An 18,473-nucleotide genomic window follows, 5' to 3' on the forward strand; every position below is an offset into this window, starting at 1 on the left:
TCGGTTACCGGCCGGTCCCGTCAAGGGCGATTGGGAGGAAACGCATGAGCCTCGGCACCACAGACAAGGCTGATCTCGTCGCGGTGCGACCGGTCTCGGTCGGCCGGATGTTCCTGGACCGAGTCGAGGCCACCCCGAGCCGGGAGGCCTACCGCTACCCGAGTGGCTCCGGCTGGTCGTCGCTCACCTGGGACGAGACCAAGGACCGCGTCTGGGTGTTCGCGGCGGGACTCCTCGACCTCGGCGTCGAGCACGAGCAGCGGGTGGCCATCGCGTCGTCGACCCGCATCGAGTGGATCCTGGCCGACCTCGCCATCAACGTCATCGGCGCGGCCACCACCACCGTCTACCCGACCACCACGCCCGAGGACGTCTCCTACATCCTCAGCGACTCCGACACCCGGGTCGTGTTCGCCGAGAACGCCGAGCAGGTGGCGAAGATCGTCGAGCACCGGGCCGAGCTGCCGCAGCTCACCCGCATCGTGGTCTTCGACGACGGCGGCGTCGACCGCCACGAGGGCCTCGTGATCAGCCTGGCCGAGCTCGACGAGCGCGGCCGCGCCCTGCTGGCCGAGCGCCCCGACGCCGTCGACGACGCGCTCGCCGCGGTCGGCCCCGAGACGCTGGCCACGCTCATCTACACCTCCGGCACCACGGGGCGGCCCAAGGGCGTCCGGCTGGTCAACGACAACTGGGTCTACGAGGGTGTCGCGGTCGACGCGTTCAAGATCCTCTCCGTCGACGACGTCCAGTACCTCTGGCTGCCGCTGTCGCACTCGTTCGGCAAGGCACTCGAGGCCATCCAGCTGCGCATCGGCTTCGCGACCGCCGTCGACGGCAACCTCGACAACATCGTCGAGGGCCTCGGCGCAGTCCGGCCGACCTTCATGGCCGGTGCGCCGCGCATCTTCGAGAAGGTGCGCGCCCGGGTCATCACCGGCGTCGACAACGAGGGCGGCCCGAAGGCCAAGATCTTCGCCTGGGCGTTCGGCGTCGGCGCCAAGGTGTCCAACCTGCGGCAGAAGGGCCAGGAGCCCACCGGGCTGCTGAAGTTCCAGTACGGCCTGGCCGACCGGCTGGTGTTCAGCAAGATCAAGGCCAGGCTCGGCGGCAACATCCGGTTCTTCGTCAGCGGCGCGGCGGCGCTGTCCCGCGACGTCGCCGAGTGGTTCCACGCCGCCGGCATGCTCATCCTCGAGGGCTACGGCCTCACCGAGACCAGCGCCGCGTCGTTCGTCAACATGCCGTTCGACTGCCGGTTCGGCACCGTCGGCCCGCCAGCGCCTGGCACCGAGGTGAAGATCGCCGACGACGGCGAGATCCTGCTGCGCGGCCCCGGCGTCATGCGCGGGTACCACAAGCTGCCCGATGTCACCGCCGAGGTGCTCGACGCCGACGGCTGGTTCAGCACCGGCGACATCGGCGAGGTCGTCGACGGCTACCTGCGGGTCACCGACCGCAAGAAGGACCTCATCAAGACCTCCGGCGGCAAGTATGTGGCACCGCAGGAGATCGAGATCATCTTCAAGGCGGTCAGCCCGCACGCCAGCCAGATCGTCGTCCACGGCGACACCCGCAACTACTGCGTCGCGCTGATCACGCTCGACCCCGAGGCCATCGCCGACTGGGCCGAGCACCACGAGCTGCCCGGCCGCTCGTACGAGGAGTTGACCCGGGCGCCGGAGGTCAGGGCGCTGCTGCAGGGCCAGATCGATCAGCTCAACGCGCGGCTGGAGCGGTGGGAGACGATCAAGAAGTTCGAGATCCTGCCGGCCGACCTCACCGTCGAGGGCGGCGACATCACGCCGAGCCTCAAGGTGAAGCGCAAGGCGGTCGAGAAGAAGTACATGGACGTCCTCGACAGCATGTACACCTGACGGATTCGCAGGGCGTTTCGTTCGCGGTTTCGTTCCAGGGCCGCCGGGCGGGGACAATGGGATGTGCCCTCCACCCTGCCCGACGGCTCGCCCGCGCCTGCTGACGGCGCGTTGCCGGCCGGCGCGCTCGACGGCGTCGGCGGCCGCCCGTTCGGCGTGTACCTGCACGTGCCGTTCTGCACCACGCGGTGCGGCTACTGCGACTTCAACACCTACACCGCCGACGAGCTCGGCGCCGCGCCCGGCGCCTCCCGCGCGTCCTGGGCCGACGGCGCCGTCGCCGAGCTGCGGCTGGCCCGCCGGGTCCTCGGCGACGCCGACGTTCCGGTGTCGACGGTGTTCGTCGGCGGCGGGACGCCCACGCTGCTGCCGCCGGCCGATCTCGGCAAGGTCCTGCGCTTCATCGACGACGAGTTCGGGCTGGTCCCCGGCGCCGAGGTGACCACCGAGGCCAACCCCGAGTCCGTCGACGCGCGGTCGCTGGCCGAGCTGCGGGCGGCCGGCTTCACCCGAGTGTCCGTCGGCATGCAGAGCGCCCGGCCGCACGTCCTCGCCGTCCTCGACCGCGTGCACACGCCGGGCCGGCCGGCTCAGGTCGTCGCCGAGGCGCGGGCGGCCGGCTTCGAACACGTCAGCGTCGACCTCATCTACGGCACGCCGGGCGAGACGGCCGACGACTGGCGGGCCAGCGTCTCGGCCGCCGTCGAGGCCGGGCCCGACCACGTCAGCGCCTATGCGCTCATCGTCGAGCCGGGGACGCGGCTGGCCGCCCGCATGGCCCGCGGCGAGCTGCCGCTGCCCGACGACGACGACCAGGCCGACAAGTACGTGCTGGCCGACTCGCTGCTGTCGTCGGCCGGGTTCGAGTGGTACGAGCTGTCGAACTGGTCGCGGACGGCGGCCGGGCGGTGCCGGCACAACGAGCTGTACTGGACCGGCGCGGACTGGTGGGGCGCCGGCCCGGGCGCGCACAGCCACGTCGGCGGCACTCGCTGGTGGAACGTCAAGCACCCGGCGGCCTGGGCGGCCCGGCTGGCGGCGGAGGAGAGCCCGGCGCACGCGCGCGAGGTCCTCGACCCCGAGACCCGGCGGGTCGAACGGGTGCTGCTCGAGGTCCGGCTCGCCGCCGGCCTCGACCTCTCCGTTCTCGACGACGACGGCCGGCAGGCGGCGGCGAAGGTGGTGGCGGACGGCCTGGCCGAGCCCGGCGCGTTCGCCGACGGCCGGCTGGTCCTGACCCGCCGCGGCCGCCTCCTCGCCGACGCCGTCGTCCGCGACCTGCTGCCGTAGCCGGCCAGCTCCGGTCAGGCCGAGCCGGGCTCCGTCACGAAGTCGATCAGCTCCTCGACCCGGCCCAGCAGAGCCGGCTCGAGGTCGGTGTAGGTCGAGACCTTGCCCAGGATGCGCTGCCAGGCCTCCCACGACTCCAGCCGCCAGCCGAGCCGGGCGATGACGCCCTCCTTCCAGGGCTCGCCCTTGGGGACGTCCGGCCACGCTTTCAGACCGAGCACCGCCGGGCGGACCGCCTGCCAGACGTCGATGTACGGGTGCCCGACGATGAGGACGTTGGCGGCGTGCGGGCCGCCGCGGACCGCGTCGGCCAGCCGGGTCTCCTTGCTGCCGGCGACCAGGTGGTCGAGCATGACGCCGAGGCGCCGGCCGGGGCCGGGCTCGAACTCGGCGACAACGGCGGCGAGGTCGTCGGCGCCGCCCAGCTCCTCGACGACGACGCCCTCGACCCGCAGGTCGTGGCCCCACACCTTCTCGACCAGCTCGGCGTCGTGCTTGCCTTCGACGTAGATGCGGCTGGCCCGCGCGGTGCGGGCTCTGTGGTCCAGCACGGCGACGGAGCCGGAGGCGGACACCATGCGGCCGGTGGCCGCGGGCGCCGTCGGGCGGACCAGCTCGACCGGCTTGCCGTCGATCCAGAAGCCGGGTCCGAGCGGGAACGCGCGCCGCTTGCCGTGCCGGTCCTCCAGGATCACGCCGTGCTTGTCGACCTCGACGACGGCGCCGACGTACCCCGTCTGCACGTCCTCGACGACGAGTCCGGGCACGGCCGGCTCCGGCGTGCTGACCGGGCGCTTCGGGTGCGGCGAGTTCGTGAGGACGTCGCGGCCGTAGCGGTCGTTGAAGGGGCTCACGGGTCGTGACGCTAGCCGCTCGCCGGCCGCGGGGCGGGGAACGACACGTATCGGACATGGCAGGGAACCGCGCCAGGAATGGCAGGGGCCCCGCCGGTATCCGGCGGGGCCCCAGTCTTGGGTCGGCGTGGGTGTGCCGGTCAGTGGATCATGGCCGGCGCGGCCTCACCCTCGCCGTCGAGCTCGTCGAACGCCGCCTGCTCGCTGTCAGGGCTGGCGTTGACCGCGGCGAACGCGATGGCCGCGGCCGCCACGAGGATGCCCACGGCCCACCAGATGGCGGTCGTGTAGCCGTCGACCATGCCCTCGAGCTGCACCAGCTCCGGCGACGTCGCGCCGCCGATGTTCGCACTGATGTAGGCCGTGGTGGCGCTGGCCGCGATGGTGTTCAGCAGCGCCGTGCCGATGGCGCCGCCGACCTGCTGCGACGTGTTGATCATCGCCGAGGCGATGCCCGCGTCGCGCGGCTCGACGCCATAGGTCGACAGGCTCATGGCCGGCATGAACGTGGTGCCGAGGCCGATACCCAGCAGGATCTGCGCCGGCAACAGCAGCGCGACGTACGAGCTGTCGACCTCCATCTGGGTCAGCATCAGCATACCGACGGCGGCGAGCAGCAGGCCGGGCGTCATGAGGTAGCGCGCCGGCACGCGGGTCATCAGCCGGGTGCCGATCTGGGTGGAGCCGATGATCATGCCGGCGACCATCGGCAGGAACGCGACGCCACTGCGGATCGGGCTGTACCCCTTGACGGCCTGCATGTAGAACGTGAGGAACAGGAACAGGCCGAACATCGCGATGATGGCCAGACCGAGGGAGAGGTAGACACCGCCGCGGTTGCGCTCGAGGACGACCCGCAGTGGCAGCAGCGGCGCCTTCACCTTCCGCTCCACCAGGACGAACGCGACCAGCAGCACGGCGGTCAGGACGAACATCGCGACGGTCCCGGACTCGGTCCAGCTCTCGGACTCGGCGCGGGTGAAGCCGTAGACCAGCGCGACCAGGCCCAGCGTCCCCAGCAGCGTGCCGGGGATGTCGAGCGGCGAACGGTTCCGGGTGCCCTCGGGCTCCTGCACCTGAGCGAGAGTGCCGATGTAGGCGACCGCCGCGATGGGCAGGTTGACGAAGAACACCCAGCGCCAGTCGAGGTACTCGGTGAGCGCGCCACCGAGGATGAGGCCGAGGGCCGCACCACCACCGGCGATGGCACCGAAGATGCCGAACGCCTTGGCGCGTTCCTTGCCGTCGGTGAACATGACGGCCAGCAGTGAGAGCGCCGCGGGCGCCATCAGCGCGCCGAAGGCACCCTGCAGGGCGCGCGACGCGTACAGCAGGAGCTCGTTGACCGCCGCGCCGCCGAGAGCCGAGGCGCCGGCGAAGCCGATGAGGCCGACCAGGAACGTGTTCTTACGCCCCCACATGTCGGCGATGCGACCGCCGAGCAGCAACAGCCCGCCGAAGGCCAGGGCGTACGCCGTGATGGCCCACTGCCGGTTGGCGTCGGAGATGCCGAGGTCGGACTGGATGGACGGGAGCGCGATGTTCACGATCGTGCCGTCCACCACGATCATCAGCTGCGCGATGGAGATGAACGCGAGCGCTTTCCACCGCCTGGGATCAGGCAGATGTGTTTCAGGCATGACGAAGTCCAATCAAGGTGTGCGAGAAGTTGCTGATCGAGGGTCGGGACCGTCGTCGGCCCGGCTGCGAGCTATCGGGTTTCGAGCTCCTCGAACGTGACTGCGGTGCCGCTCAGCTCCGAGCGGGCAGGTGCACGCAGGCCGTCGAGGAAGATCTGGAGATGCCGGTGCATGAAGCGTTCGACGTGAACGCATGCGGTGCCGGCGACGGGACGGGTCAGCTGGGTGATCGCGACCATGAGATCACCGATGCCGACGTCGGGACGGAGCTGAGCGGACTCGCGCGCGTTGTCCATCAGCTCGGTGACCACCGCCTCCATGCGGAGCCGGGCCGCCACCACGTGCGGGTCGTTCTTGTCGAAGCCTTCGTACAGCAGCGAACACAGCGCCCCGACCCGCTCGTCGGCGGCGCGGTGCACGAAGCGCCGCAGCGCCTCGAACGCGTCGGTCTCTTCGGCCAGCGCCGATTCGGCCTGCTCGGTGATGCGCGCCAGCGAGTACGACGCGACGACATGGATGAGCTCGTGCCGGTCGGCGAAGTGCCGGTACAGCGTGGCGTTGCCCACGCCCGCCCGGTGTGCGATGGCGTCCAGCGGCACGGTGGGGCCTTGCTCGACGAACGCCTCACGGGCCGCGGCGATGATGCGCTCACGGTTGCGGGTGGCGTCGACGCGTGCCGGCTGTCCCCTGCGCTCGGCTGTCGCCATGCCGCCCATGATTCCCCTTTCGAGTCGTACCGACGAAACGGAGATCTTCTCCCCGTTTCCCGAACCGGGGACTGCATCCCCGGATCAGCCTGACGTAATCTCAAACGGGGAAGGCATCCCCACATATTTCCCGCGCCAGATGTGACCTGCATCACATCTGCCGATAGTGGCCCGCCGCGGTGGGCCGCAACCCGGATGTCCAGCACCTTCAACCTACGCGCCGCCACTGACAAAGTCGGCGCCCGCACGCGACGGTGCGACCCGCCCTGTCCCGTGACCTGCGAGGAAAGACGGAAGGGGCCGCAACCACGTAGAATTGGCACTTGCCAGGGTCGAGTGCCAAAGCGCGGCGGGAGGTGTGCTCGGTTGTCCGTCGATGATCGCAAGCTCGACGTCCTCAGGGCGATCGTCGAGGACTACGTCGCCACCCAGGAGCCGGTCGGGTCGAAGGCGCTGGTCGACCGGCACCACCTCGGTGTGTCGCCGGCCACCATCCGCAACGACATGGCCGCGCTCGAGGACGAGGGCTACATCGCCCAGCCGCACACCAGCGCCGGCCGGGTGCCCACCGACAAGGGCTACCGGCTGTTCGTCGACCGGTTGTCGACGGTGAAGCCGCTGTCCTCGCCGGAGCGGCGGGCCATCCAGACCTTCCTCGACGGCGCGGTCGACCTCGACGACGTCGTGTCGCGGACGGTGCGGCTGCTCGCGCAGCTGACCCGCCAGGCCGCCGTCGTGCAGTACCCGTCGCTGAGCCGGTCCACCGTGCGCCACGTCGAGCTGGTCATGCTGGCGCCGGCGCGGGTGCTGGTGGTGCTCATCACCGACACCGGCCGGGTCGAGCAGCGCGTCGTCGACCTCCCGTCCGACGCCGACGACGCCCTGGTGGGCGAGTTGCGGGCGCGTATCAACGCGCTCGTCGTCGGCCAGGACTTCGCCGCCGTCGAGGCTCAGGTCACCGAGCTCACCGAGCGGTTCGGCCCCGAGGACCGCGCCACCGTCGCCGCGGTCACGGCCACGCTGCTCAGCACGCTCATCGAGCGGCACGAAGAGCGGGTCGCCGTCGCCGGCACGGGCAACCTCGCGCGCTACGGCCAGGAGTTCGACCACGAGCTCGAGCCGCTGCTGTCGGCGCTCGAGGAGCACGTCGTGCTGCTCAGGCTGCTCGGCGAGGCCACCAGCCCCACCCCGGTCCGGGTCCGCATCGGCGCCGAGAACGCGCAGACCGGACTCTCGGCCACGTCCGTCGTCACCTCGGGCTACGGGCCGGGCGAACTCGCCCTGGCTAGCATGGGTGTGGTCGGGCCGACCCGCATGGACTACCCCGGCACCATCGCGGCGGTCGGCGCCGTTGCTCGATACGTCAGCAAGATTCTCGCGGCTCACTAGGGAAGACACAGGGTGCCCACCACCGACTACTACGAAGTCCTCGGCGTGCAGAAGAACGCTTCCAGCGAGGAGATCAAGAAGGCGTACCGCCGCCTCGCCCGCCAGCTGCACCCGGACGTCAACCCCGACCCGGCGACGCAGGAGCGGTTCAAGGAGGTCGTCACGGCCTACGAGGTCCTCAACGACCCCCGCAAGCGCGAGATGTACGACCTCGGCGCCGACCCGCTGGCCAGCGGCGGCGGCGCGGGCGGCAACTTCGGCGGCGCGTTCTCGTTCACCGACATCATGGACGCCTTCTTCGGCGGGACCAACGCGCGCGGCCCCCGCAGCCGGGTCCGCCGCGGCCAGGACGCCCTGGTGCAGCTGAAGGTCGAGCTGGCCGACGCCGTGTTCGGCGCCACCAAGGAGCTGCAGGTCGACACCGCCGTCGTGTGCGAGGTCTGCCACGGCGAGGGCACCGCGAAGGGCGCCACCCGGGTCACCTGCCCGACGTGTCAGGGGCAGGGCGAGGTCAGCCAGGTGCAGCGCTCGTTCCTCGGCCAGGTCATGACCACCCGCCCGTGCCCGGCCTGCCAGGGCTTCGGCACCGTGAACCCGAACCCGTGCGTCGAGTGCTCCGGCGACGGCCGGGTCCGCACCCGCCGCACGCTCACCATCAAGATCCCGGCGGGCGTCGACAACGGCACCCGCATCCAGCTGACCGGCCAGGGCGAGGTCGGCCCCGGCGGCGGCCCGGCCGGCGACCTCTACGTCGAGCTGGCCGTCACACCGCACCCGGTGTTCACCCGCAACGGCGACAACCTGCACTGCACGCTGCAGCTGCCGATGACCGCCGCCGCGCTCGGCACCAGCGTCGACCTCGAGACGTTCGACGGCCTGACGACGGTCGAGGTGCGGCCCGGCGCCCAGCACGGCGAGATCATCAAGCTCGGCGCCCGCGGCGTCCCCAAGCTGCGCGGCACCGGCCGCGGCGACCTGCTGATCCACGTCGAAGTGCAAACGCCGACGAAGATCGACGCCCGGCAGGAGGAGCTGCTGCGCGAGCTGGCCGGGCTGCGCGGCGAGGAACGGGTCGAGGGGCCGGGCGCCGCCGGCGGCCACGGCAACTTCTTCACCCGCATCCGCGACGCCTTCAAGGACGGGCTCAACTGACCGCTCCGGTGTTCCTCGCCGACGCCGCGGCGCTGCGCGCGTCGGACGTCGTGGTCCTCGACGGCGACGAGGGCCGGCACGCCGCGGTGGTGCGTCGCATCGCGCCCGGCGAGGCGGTCGAGCTCACCGACGGCGCCGGGCAGCTGGCCCGCTGCGTCGTCGTCGCCGCGTCGAAACAGGGCCTCACCTGCGAGGTCACCGAACGGGTCGACGTGCCCGAGCCGCGGCCGCGGGTGGTCGTCGCCCAGGCGATCCCCAAGGGCGACCGCGGCGAGACCGCCGTCGAGACGATGACCGAGGTCGGCGTCGACGAGATCCTCCCGTGGGCCGCGCAGCGGTGCGTGGTCCGGTGGACGGGGGAGCGCGGCGACAAGGCGCTGCGCCGCTGGCGGTCGACGGCGCGCGAGGCCGGCAAGCAGTCGCGGCGCGCCTGGCTGCCGGCCGTGGGCGACGCGATGCCGACGACGGCGCTCGCGGGCCGCGTGGAGGCCGCCGCGCTCGCCGTCGTGCTGCACGAGGAGGCCACCACGCCGCTCGGCGCCCTCGACCTCCCCGCCGACGGCGACATCCTGCTGATCGTCGGCCCCGAGGGCGGGGTGGCGCCGGACGAGCTGGACCGGCTGGCCGCCGCTGGCGCCGTCGTCGCCCGGCTCGGCCCGACCGTGCTGCGGACCTCGACCGCCGGCACCGTCGCCGCCGGCGTCGTGCTCGCGCGCACGCCGCGCTGGGCCTAGGCGGCTACTCGACGGTGAACGTGCGGCTGTCGCTCATCGGCGGGCGGCCCTCGCCGCCGGACACGTCCTCCTCGCTCATGACGATCTCGTAGCTGCCCGGTTCGAGGTCCAGCGCCATCGAGAACTCCGCGAACGTGCAGCACTCCGTCGTCGACGTGAACCCGCTGTCGACGACCTCGCCGTCGCGGCGCAGCTCCCACAGCACGTTGGCCTCGTTCACGGCGGCCTCGCCGTCGACGGTCACCGGGCTGCTCACGACCGCACCCTCGGCCGGGTTGTTGAGCTGCACCAGCTGCCGCACCTCGAGCTGGTCGGCCCGCGCCAAGGGTTCACTGGGGTCCTGGCCGCCGACCGTGATGCGGACCGGCAACGAGCCGTCCAGCTGAGCGGCCGCGGCCGCGGCCGTCGCCGTGTAGACCAGCTGCTGGGCGGCGAGATCGGCATCCTCGCCGACCGTCGGCGGTGCACTCAGGTCGACGTCGATGGCGCCGTCGCCGATCTCGGCCGTCGTCACCTCGACGCCAGGCTCCCACAGCGACGTGTAGTCGGGGTCGGCCGGCGGCGCCGTCAGCATCTCGTTCACGGCGGCGGCGATCGGCGACAGCGACGTCTCGACGGTGTGGAACTCGCGGACCAGCCGCAGGCCGTCGCCGGAGTCGGCCACGTAGTACACCGGCACCGACAATGACTGCGTCGCCGGCGGGGTGGTCTCGGTCGCCGACGTCGGCGGCGGGGCCGTCTCGGTCGGCGTCTCGCTCGGCGAAGGCGCCGGCGAGGTGGACGTCTGCGAGGCGACGGGAGCGTCGTCGTCGTTGTTCAGGGCGATCGCGCCGCCCACGATCACCGCGGCCGCCAGGGCCGTCGCCCCCGCGAGCCCGAGTACCACCGGTCGTCGCCACATCGGAACCACCGCCGTCCTCCTCCTGATCCGGGCCAGGCCGTCAGGGCCCGGCTGCGACCGCTCAGCGGCGCGGTGGAGTGCGTCGTGGAGCCGCTGCTCCTCGGGTGTCCAGTTCTCTGGCGTGCTCACCGCTGCCTCCTCACGACCAGTCCGTCATCGCCGCGCGCAGCCCGGCCAGCCCACGTGAGGCATGGCTCTTGACCGCGCCGTTGCTGATCTTCATCGCGCCGGCGATCTCCGACTCGGAGTACCCGCCGTAGTAGCGCAGGACGAGCGCCTCGCGCTGGCGCTCGGGCAGCCCGCGCAGCGCGTCGACGACGGCGTCAGCGGCGGCGCCGCCGACGGCGACCTGCTCGGCGCTGGGCGCGTGGCCGGGCGGCTCCTCCGGATGACGGGCCACCACCCCGCGGCGGCGCTGGACCGAGCGGCAGCCGTGCACGACGGACGTGCGCAGGTACCCGACCGCGGCGGCCGGTTCGCGCAGCCGTCGCCACCTGCGGTGCAGGGCCACGAACGCGTCCTGGACGACCTCCTCGGCGACGGCCTCGTCGCCCTGGAGCAACGTGGCCAGCCGGACGAGGCGGACATAGTGCGCCGCGTAGAGGTCCGTGATCGCTTCGTCGGCCTCGGACCCGGTCCTGTCTTGCACCACATACCCCTACTGACGCGTTGCCGGCGGTGCCGGTTTACCGATGCGCGCCCAACCGTAGGGGATCGGCTCGGTGATCTTCAGCCGAACATGGTCACTCGAGGTCGGTGCCGGTGACCAGGTCGGGGTTGGCGGCGAGGAACGCGTCCATGTCGTCCTCAGCGAGCGCGGTCCACAGCTGACCTGCGCGTTCCTCGTCGTAGACGACGATGCTCTGTGCCCCTTCCATGCCGGTGCCGTTGGTGGGCACCGTCAGGAAGGTCATGTCGTCGGCGCGCAGGTCGCGCATGGACAGCGCGAGGTCGACCATGCCGAACGCGCTGAGCTCCTCGTCGACGCGAGCGGCCTGGCCGATGGCGCCGGCGATGCCGTTGATCTTGCCGGGATCGGTCAGCGTTCCGGACGAGATCAGCTCGTTCATCAGCGCACGGAGGAAGTTCTGCTGCCGTTTGACGCGGTCGAAGTCGCCGCCGGGCAGGTCCTTGCGGTCGCGGACGTACTGCAGCGCCTGCTCGCCGGTGAGCGTGTGGGTGCCGGGCGGGAGCGGGTCCTCGTCGTCGGCGAGGGGGGTCTCCTGGTCGAACGTCAGGGTGACGCCGCCCAACTCGTCGGTGAGCGCCTCGAACCCGTTCCAGTCGATCAGCGCCAGGTGGTCGACCCGGATGCCGGTGAGCTCCTCGAGGGTCTGCACGAACAGCGCCGGCCCGCCGAAGGAGTACGCCGCGTTGATCTTGTTGCGGCCGTGGCCGGGGATGTCGATCCAGGTGTCGCGAGGTATCGAGATCAGGTAGCCGCGGTCGCGGCCCTCCGGGAAGTGCGCCAGCATGATGGTGTCGGTGCGCGCCGCGCCCGGCTCGTACACGTCGACCTTGTCGGCACCGTCCAACCCGCCCAGCAGGAACGTGATGCTGTCGCCGGGCAGCTCGGCCGGGCGCGCGGTCTCGGGGATGTCGAACGCGTCGGGGATCCGCTCGATGTTCGACGACAGCCGGTTCACGAAGTAGAACGCACCGCCGGCCACCGCGAGCAGCAACGCCACCAGCGTCACCAGCACGATCACGAGGATCCGGCGGTTGCGCCGGCGCTTGCGCGGCGGCTCGGCCGGCGTGGCGTCGGTGGACGAGTCGGGCTGCGGGTCCTCGGGCGGGTTCGACATGGCTCCAGAGAGTACGGTCGGGCGGCGACGACGCGGCGAGGACACCCCGCCCGGCGGTGGCCCCTCAGTGAGATGACGCCCGGCACGGCAGGCCGGTTGCACGGGTCCACGACCGCGTCACCTCAGTGCCCTACCATCCAGCTACCCGAACCACCGGAGGCACGAGTGACCCGAGACGCGGACTGCCTGTTCTGCAAGATCGCCGGCGGGCAGATCCCGGCCGACGTCGTGCGCGAGACCGAGCACACGCTCGCGTTCCGCGACATCTCGCCGCAGGCGCCCACCCACGTGCTGGTGGTGCCGCGCGAGCACCACCGCGACGTCGCGTCGCTCGCGGCCGCCGCGCCGGACACGCTGGCCGAACTGGTCCGGACGGCCGCCGCCGTCGCGGCCGGCGAGGGAATCGAGGCGTACCGGCTGGTGTTCAACACGGGGGAGCAGGCCGGTCAGTCGGTGTTCCACGTGCACGCACACGTGCTCGGCGGACGCGCGATGACCTGGCCGCCCGGCTGAGCACAGGGACAAATCCGCATGACTTGTCAGCGCTCACGGGTAGCATTCAACCCATCCACTGAACAGCGCGATCGAGACGGGAAGCAGGCGTGACAGGCCCAGCGAGGCCGCCCATGACGAAGACAGAACAGGCCGAACAGCAGGCCGCCCAGCACACCATCGTCGTACCCACGAGCATCTCCATGGTGAGTCTGCTCGGCTCGGCCGACGAGCTCATCAAGGTCGTCGAGTCGTCGTTCCCCGACGTCGACATCCACGTGCGCGGCAACCAGATCACGATGACCGGCCGGCCGGGCGACATCGCCGAGGCCGAGAGCGTCATCGACGAGATGGTGGCCGTGCTGCGCACCGGGCAGGGCATGACGCCCGAGGCCGTCGAGCGGACGGTGTCCATGCTGCGCGCCCGCACTGGCGAGCGGCCGGCCGAGGTGCTGACCGCCAACATCCTGTCGAGTCGTGGGCGCACCATCCGGCCCAAGACGCTGAACCAGAAGCGCTACGTCGACGCCATCGACCACCACACCGTCATCTTCGGCATCGGCCCGGCCGGCACCGGCAAGACGTACCTCGCGGTCGCCAAGGCCGTGCAGGCGCTGCAGGCCAAGCAGGTCAGCCGCATCCTGCTCACCCGGCCGGCCATCGAGGCGGGCGAGCGGCTGGGCTTCCTGCCCGGCACGCTGTCGGAGAAGATCGACCCGTATCTCCGGCCGCTGTACGACGCGCTGCACGACATGATGGACCCCGCCTCGATCCCGCGGCTGATGACCGAGGGCACCATCGAGGTGGCGCCGCTGGCGTACATGCGCGGGCGCACGCTCAACGACGCGTTCGTCATCCTCGACGAGGCGCAGAACACCTCCGCCGAGCAGATGAAGATGTTCCTCACCCGGCTCGGCTTCGGGTCGAAGATGGTCGTCACCGGCGACGTCACCCAGGTCGACCTGCCGGCCGGCACCACCAGCGGCCTGCGGGTGGTCGAGGGCATCCTCGACGGCATCCAGGACGTCCACTTCTGCCGGTTGAACAGCCGCGACGTCGTCCGGCACCGGCTGGTGGGCGAGATCGTCGAGGCGTACACCCGCTACGACGCCGTGCAGGAGGCGGCGCAGGGCAACGGGCGGTCGCGCGTTCCCGGCCGGCGCCCGTGACCATCGAGGTCAACAACGAGTCCGGCGCCGAGGTCGACGAGAAGACGCTGTCCGACCTCGCCCGGTTCGTCCTCGACCACCAGCGCATCCACCCGCTCGCCGAGCTGGCCGTCCTGCTGGTCGACACCGACACGATGGAACAGCTGCACGTGCAGTGGATGGACGAGCCCGGCCCCACCGACGTGCTGTCGTTCCCGATGGACGAGCTGCGGCCCACGCCCGACGACGCCGAGCCCGAGCCCGGCCTGCTCGGCGACGTCGTGCTCTGCCCCGACGTCGCCGCCACGCAGGCCAAGGCCGCCGGTCACAGCACCGAGGACGAGTTGCAACTGCTGACCGCCCACGGCATCCTCCACCTCCTCGGCTATGACCACGCCGAGCCTGAGGAGGAGAAGGAGATGTTCGGGCTGCAGAAACAGCTGCTGACCGACTGGCGGAACGCCCGAGGAGGCGGCCGCTGATGTTCGCCTCACCGCTGCCCGCCGCCACGCTGGCCGCCGCCGCGGACTCGTCCACCACCGCGGGTGGCGCGTCCACCGTCTGGCTGCTGGTCTCGGCGGCGGTGCTGGTGGTCGTCGCGATGCTGTTCGCGATGTCCGAGGCGGCGCTGACCACCATCTCGCGCAGCCGCGCCGAGGAGTTGCACCGCGCCGGCCGCCGCGGGTCCGACGCCCTGGTGCGGGTCGCCTCCGACCCCGTCCCGGCGCTGAACACCGCGCTGCTGCTGCGCATGGCCTGCGAGGTCGCCGCGGTCGTCATGGTCGCGGTGGTGTGCGAAGAGTACTTCGACCCGTGGTGGCAGACGCTGCTGGTCGCCGCCGGCAGCATGGTCGTCGTGTCGTTCGTCGTCATCGGCGTCGCGCCGCGCACGCTGGGCCGCCAGCACGCCGAGGGCGTCGCGCTGGCCTTCGCCGGCCTGCTGCTCAGCGTCACGCGCGTGCTCGGCCCGATCCCGAAGCTGCTCATCATGCTCGGCAACGCGCTCACCCCGGGCAAGGGCTTCCGCGAAGGGCCGTTCGCGACGGAGGCCGAGCTGCGCGAGCTGGTCGACCTCGCCGAGGCCGGCCGCATCATCGAGTCCGGCGAGCGGCAGATGATCCACTCGGTCTTCGAGCTGGGCGACACCGTGGTCCGCGAGGTCATGGTGCCGCGCACCGACGTCGTGTTCATCGAGGCGAACAAGACGCTGCGGCAGTTCCAGTCGCTGGCGCTGCGCAGCGGGTTCAGCCGCATCCCCGCGGTCGGGCCGGGCGGGCTCGACGACATCGTCGGCATCACCTACCTCAAGGACGTCGCGCGCCGGCTCTACGACAACCGCGACGCCGAGTCCGTCGAGCGGGTCGGGTCCGTGCTCCGGCCGGCGTTCTTCGTACCGGACTCCAAGCCGGCCGACGACCTGCTGCGCGAGATGCAGGCGCAGCGCATCCACGTCGCCGTCGTCGTCGACGAGTACGGCGGCACCGCCGGCCTGGTCACCATCGAGGACATCCTCGAGGAGATCGTCGGCGAGATCACCGACGAGTACGACTCCGACGAGGACGGCATCGAGACCCTCGACGACGGCGTGGTCCGGGTGAGCTCCCGGCTGCACATCGACGACCTCGGCGAGCTGTTCGGCCTGGAGCTGTCCGACGACGACGTCGACACCGTCGGCGGCCTCATGGCCAAGCAACTGGGCCGGGTGCCCATCGCCGGAGCCGAGGCCGACGTCGCCGGGCTGCACCTCGTCGCGGAGGGTCCGTCCGGCCGCCGCAACCGCATCGGAACCGTCAGGGTGAGCCGGCTCGTTCAGGTCACCGACAGCGAGCCGCACGAGGAGCATGCGTGAGCGACGCACTCGACCCCGAGGACGCCAAGATCCTCACCCTGGCCCGGTCCGCCCGGGCACGCACCGGCGCACCCGCCGGCGCGGCGGTCCGCGACGCCGACGGCCGCACATACGCCGCCGCCGACGTCGCGCTGCCGTCGCTACGCCTCACCGCGCTGCAGCTGGCCGTCGCTTCGGCGGTGTCCAGCGGGGCCACCGGACTCGAGGCGGCGGCGGTCGTCACCACCGGTGATGCCGCCGGTGTGGACACCGCGGTGGTGTCGGATCTCGGCGGACCGGGTATACCGGTCTACGTCGCTGGTCCCGACGGCACGCCGCTTACGGCGCTGCGTTCGTAGCCATCCTCATCCGAGTGCGCTAACGTGCGGCCGTTCGACCTCCGAGGCGACCGACCGAAGACGGAGATACGAATGAACTTCTGCAGCAACTGCGGGGCGCCGGCGACGGGCTCGGCGTACTGCGGCAACTGCGGTGCGCCGATGCCGGCGTCCGCGGCGGCCCAGACGCCTGCTCAGGCGCCGGCCGGGCCGGGCGGTTCGTCCACGCCCGGTGGCCCGTCCGCACCCGGCACGACGCCGGGCGGAGCGGCGTCCGCGCCTGGTGGGGTGGGTCTACCCGGTGGGGCGGCCGCGCCAGGCGGCGCGGCGCGCAACCCGTTCGCCGACATCCCGGTGCTGGACTACGCCCGCGACATCGTCGCGCTGGTGCTCCTGCTCGTCTCGTTCGGCATGCCGTGGGACCTCGAGGACTCGGCCACCGGCAAGGTCTACGTCGTCCTGGTGACGCTGCTGTCCGTCATCTCGCTGGCGCTGCCCTACCTGAAGCGCGGCGGCGTGCTGCCGCCGTCGTGGGGCACCGCGGAGTTGCGGCTGGCCCGCCTCGCCGCCAACGCGCCGTACGTCGTGGTCGTGCTGATCACGCTGGTGCTCGGCTACGTCGGCGAGAACGGCGGCGACGGCGTGGGCGTCGGCATCGCCTTCGGCCTGGCCGGCGCGCTGCTCGCGGCGCAGGGCCGCGAGGCCGAGCAGACCCCGACCGGCGACGGACCGCTCTGGCGGTGGGTCGCACTGGGCATCGGCGGGCTGTTCGCGCTGCTGACGGTGGTCAGCCTCATCACGTTCCTCACCGACTCCGCCGAGGGCCTCGAGTGGGAAGTCGTCACCTACCTCATCGTCGCGATGCTGCTGTCGCTCGCGCTGGTCGCGCTCCCGCTGCTGGGCGTGCTGCGCGGCGACGCCGCCTGGCGCGACGTGCTGCTGCTGCTCGGCGTCGTGGCGCTGTTCGTCGGCGTGTGGCAGATGGGCGCCGACGCCACCATGTCCGACGCGTGGAGCCTCAGCACGTTCGGGCCGCGGCTGATCCTCGTCCCGGCGCTCGCCGTCGCGGCGGCCGCGCCCGGCCTGCGGTCGCAGTACCAGCAGACGCCCGGCGCGGCGTACTGGTCCGCCGTCGGCGCGCGGATGCTCGAGTTGTCCATGCTCGTGGCCGCCGCCGGTGTCGTCCTGTACGTCCTGCAGATCATCGCGGTCGAGGACGGCCGCGGCATCGGCATCGTCGTGCTCGTGCTCATGCTGATCCTGGCGCTGGCGGCCCTGGTCGGCCGCAACGCTCTGGTCCGCGACGCCAACGCGGGCCGGGCCATCGCGGTCGTGGTCGGCGGCGTGTTCATCCTGCTCGGCATCGTGATCGCGGCCATCCTCGGCGCCTCCGACGAGACGATCGTGTCCGAGGCCGACGCGACGATCATCAGCGTGCTGTGGTGGTTCGGGGTGGCGCTGTTCGTGGTGCTGACGGCGCCGCCGTCGGTCCGCGCCGAGTACGGCCCGATCGGCGCCAGCCAGCTCAGCTTCAGCAGCGTGCTGCCGGGCAACGGCGGCGGCAGCGGTTCGGCCACGACGACGGCGGCGGCGCCCGCCGGCAGCGGGGTCGCGACCGGAGCCGCCGCGGCGGCCGCCGGAGCCGCGGCGGCCCGCCCGGCCGAGGCGAAGGCCGCGGCCGCGGAACGCGACGCCGAGGCGAAGACCCAGGCCGCCGAGCTCAAGGCGGACGCCAAGACGCAGGCCGCCGAGGCCAAGGCCGAGGCTGCCACGCAGGCCGCGAACGCGAAGACCGACGCCGCCGAGACGAAGGCGGCGGCCGAGGCCAAGGCCGCCGACGCCAAGGCGGACGCGGCGGCCAGGACGGACGGCGCGGCCAAGGGTGGCGAGGTGCCGGCCAGCCCGGCCGTGCCCGCCGGCGAGGCCAAGACCGTCACCGGTGCCCCCGGCGGCGGCGAGGGCCTGCTCGGCGAGGCGAAGCCCGGCCCGATCAGCGTCCTCGCCGTCGGCCAGTCCAGCGCCGACGACACCGCCACCCGCATCGACCAGCCTCGGGTCGAGCCGGCCACCCGGGTCGACCAGCCGGCCGTCTCCGACGCCGGCCTGCCGGGGTCCGGGTTCGACGCCCGCACGGCGCTCGACCCGAACACCCCGCTGCAGACGCTGGCCGACATCGCTGCCCAGGAGCCGGGGCTGCGCAAGTACGTCGCCGCCAACCCGTCGACCTACCCGGAGCTGCTGACCTGGCTGAGCCAGCTCGGCGACCCCGAGATCGACGAAGCGCTGCGCCGTCGCGGCCGCTGAGCTGACACACACCG

General features: G+C 72.0%; 17 protein-coding genes. 11 read left to right on the top strand and 6 right to left on the bottom strand.

Translation table 11 applies throughout. From position 1 onward, the window contains the following. Positions 1-44 precede the first annotated feature (44 nt). Together BLV05_RS15345 and hemW are read left to right on the top strand one after the other, a co-directional pair. Complete coding sequence (locus BLV05_RS15345; protein ID WP_046769877.1) at positions 45-1,877, top strand: AMP-dependent synthetase/ligase; 1,833 nt, start codon at positions 45-47, stop codon at positions 1,875-1,877. Between the two features lie 63 nt (positions 1,878-1,940). Beyond that, complete coding sequence (gene hemW / locus BLV05_RS15350; protein WP_046769876.1) at positions 1,941-3,167, top strand: radical SAM family heme chaperone HemW; 1,227 nt, start codon at positions 1,941-1,943, stop codon at positions 3,165-3,167. Positions 3,168-3,181: 14 nt separating this feature from the next. Here the strand turns inward: hemW and BLV05_RS15355 are convergent, their stop codons facing one another. From BLV05_RS15355 to BLV05_RS15365, 3 genes are all read right to left on the bottom strand, one after another. Continuing rightward, on the bottom strand, positions 3,182-4,021 hold the full coding sequence (locus BLV05_RS15355) for a DUF3097 domain-containing protein (RefSeq protein ID WP_046769875.1): 840 nt from the start codon (positions 4,019-4,021) through the stop codon (positions 3,182-3,184). 140 nt (positions 4,022-4,161) lie between these two features. Continuing rightward, complete coding sequence (locus tag BLV05_RS15360; protein WP_046769966.1) at positions 4,162-5,661, bottom strand: MFS transporter; 1,500 nt, start codon at positions 5,659-5,661, stop codon at positions 4,162-4,164. Between the two features lie 71 nt (positions 5,662-5,732). Beyond that, on the bottom strand, positions 5,733-6,377 hold the full coding sequence (locus BLV05_RS15365; RefSeq protein ID WP_046769874.1) for a TetR/AcrR family transcriptional regulator: 645 nt from the start codon (positions 6,375-6,377) through the stop codon (positions 5,733-5,735). 357 nt (positions 6,378-6,734) lie between these two features. On the opposite strand from BLV05_RS15365, the gene hrcA reads away from it, so the two are divergent. The 3 genes from hrcA to BLV05_RS15380 are packed head-to-tail and all read left to right on the top strand — an operon-like array spanning position 6,735 to position 9,643. Continuing rightward, on the top strand, positions 6,735-7,757 hold the full coding sequence (hrcA, locus tag BLV05_RS15370; protein ID WP_046769873.1) for a heat-inducible transcriptional repressor HrcA: 1,023 nt from the start codon (positions 6,735-6,737) through the stop codon (positions 7,755-7,757). A 12-nt stretch (positions 7,758-7,769) separates the two neighbouring features. Next, on the top strand, positions 7,770-8,909 hold the full coding sequence (gene dnaJ / locus BLV05_RS15375) for a molecular chaperone DnaJ (RefSeq protein WP_046769872.1): 1,140 nt from the start codon (positions 7,770-7,772) through the stop codon (positions 8,907-8,909). Next, the gene (locus BLV05_RS15380) at positions 8,906-9,643 is read left to right on the top strand and encodes a 16S rRNA (uracil(1498)-N(3))-methyltransferase (protein WP_046769965.1); all 738 of its coding nucleotides are present in this window, start codon (positions 8,906-8,908) and stop codon (positions 9,641-9,643) included. Before dnaJ ends, BLV05_RS15380 begins: the two co-directional genes overlap by 4 nt. 4 nt (positions 9,644-9,647) lie before the next feature. Here the strand turns inward: BLV05_RS15380 and BLV05_RS15385 are convergent, their stop codons facing one another. From BLV05_RS15385 to BLV05_RS15395, 3 genes are all read right to left on the bottom strand, one after another. Continuing rightward, positions 9,648-10,673, bottom strand: a complete 1,026-nt coding sequence (locus BLV05_RS15385; RefSeq protein WP_152690843.1) for a Gmad2 immunoglobulin-like domain-containing protein — start codon at positions 10,671-10,673, stop codon at positions 9,648-9,650. Between the two features lie 10 nt (positions 10,674-10,683). Further along, on the bottom strand, positions 10,684-11,193 hold the full coding sequence (locus tag BLV05_RS15390; protein WP_197683667.1) for a SigE family RNA polymerase sigma factor: 510 nt from the start codon (positions 11,191-11,193) through the stop codon (positions 10,684-10,686). 94 nt (positions 11,194-11,287) lie between these two features. After that, a complete protein-coding gene (locus tag BLV05_RS15395) occupies positions 11,288-12,349 on the bottom strand; it encodes an LCP family protein (protein WP_046769870.1) in 1,062 nt (353 codons plus the stop codon). A 165-nt stretch (positions 12,350-12,514) separates the two neighbouring features. Here BLV05_RS15395 and BLV05_RS15400 point away from each other — a divergent pair, with 165 nt between their 5' ends. From BLV05_RS15400 to BLV05_RS15425, 6 genes are all read left to right on the top strand, one after another. Beyond that, positions 12,515-12,862 carry a histidine triad nucleotide-binding protein gene (locus tag BLV05_RS15400; RefSeq protein ID WP_046769869.1) on the top strand — a complete coding sequence of 116 codons (348 nt, stop codon included), beginning with the start codon at positions 12,515-12,517 and terminating at the stop codon, positions 12,860-12,862. Between the two features lie 113 nt (positions 12,863-12,975). Beyond that, on the top strand, positions 12,976-14,010 hold the full coding sequence (locus BLV05_RS15405; RefSeq protein ID WP_052762648.1) for a PhoH family protein: 1,035 nt from the start codon (positions 12,976-12,978) through the stop codon (positions 14,008-14,010). Next, on the top strand, positions 14,007-14,471 hold the full coding sequence (gene ybeY / locus BLV05_RS15410; RefSeq protein WP_046769868.1) for an rRNA maturation RNase YbeY: 465 nt from the start codon (positions 14,007-14,009) through the stop codon (positions 14,469-14,471). The genes BLV05_RS15405 and ybeY overlap by 4 nt, the downstream gene beginning before the upstream one ends. Then, positions 14,471-15,838, top strand: a complete 1,368-nt coding sequence (locus BLV05_RS15415) for a hemolysin family protein (protein ID WP_082155384.1) — start codon at positions 14,471-14,473, stop codon at positions 15,836-15,838. The genes ybeY and BLV05_RS15415 overlap by 1 nt, the downstream gene beginning before the upstream one ends. Next, positions 15,835-16,176 carry a cytidine deaminase gene (locus BLV05_RS15420; RefSeq protein WP_046769867.1) on the top strand — a complete coding sequence of 114 codons (342 nt, stop codon included), beginning with the start codon at positions 15,835-15,837 and terminating at the stop codon, positions 16,174-16,176. The genes BLV05_RS15415 and BLV05_RS15420 overlap by 4 nt, the downstream gene beginning before the upstream one ends. A 72-nt stretch (positions 16,177-16,248) precedes the next feature. Beyond that, on the top strand, positions 16,249-18,459 hold the full coding sequence (locus tag BLV05_RS15425) for a zinc ribbon domain-containing protein (protein WP_152690842.1): 2,211 nt from the start codon (positions 16,249-16,251) through the stop codon (positions 18,457-18,459). Positions 18,460-18,473 lie beyond the last annotated feature (14 nt).

Origin of the sequence: Jiangella alkaliphila (assembly GCF_900105925.1) — a bacterium.
GTDB lineage: Bacteria > Actinomycetota > Actinomycetes > Jiangellales > Jiangellaceae > Jiangella > Jiangella alkaliphila.

What these genes read in the sequence shown, in the direction of transcription:
- BLV05_RS15345 (WP_046769877.1), top strand. Translation starts at nt 45, where the DNA reads ATGAGCCTCGGCACCACAGACAAGGCTGATCTCGTCGCGGTGCGACCG.
- BLV05_RS15360 (WP_046769966.1), bottom strand. Translation starts at nt 5,661, where the DNA reads ATGCCTGAAACACATCTGCCTGATCCCAGGCGGTGGAAAGCGCTCGCG.
- BLV05_RS15365 (WP_046769874.1), bottom strand. Translation starts at nt 6,377, where the DNA reads ATGGGCGGCATGGCGACAGCCGAGCGCAGGGGACAGCCGGCACGCGTC.
- BLV05_RS15395 (WP_046769870.1), bottom strand. Translation starts at nt 12,349, where the DNA reads ATGTCGAACCCGCCCGAGGACCCGCAGCCCGACTCGTCCACCGACGCC.
- BLV05_RS15405 (WP_052762648.1), top strand. Translation starts at nt 12,976, where the DNA reads ATGACGAAGACAGAACAGGCCGAACAGCAGGCCGCCCAGCACACCATC.
- BLV05_RS15415 (WP_082155384.1), top strand. Translation starts at nt 14,471, where the DNA reads ATGTTCGCCTCACCGCTGCCCGCCGCCACGCTGGCCGCCGCCGCGGAC.
- BLV05_RS15425 (WP_152690842.1), top strand. Translation starts at nt 16,249, where the DNA reads ATGAACTTCTGCAGCAACTGCGGGGCGCCGGCGACGGGCTCGGCGTAC.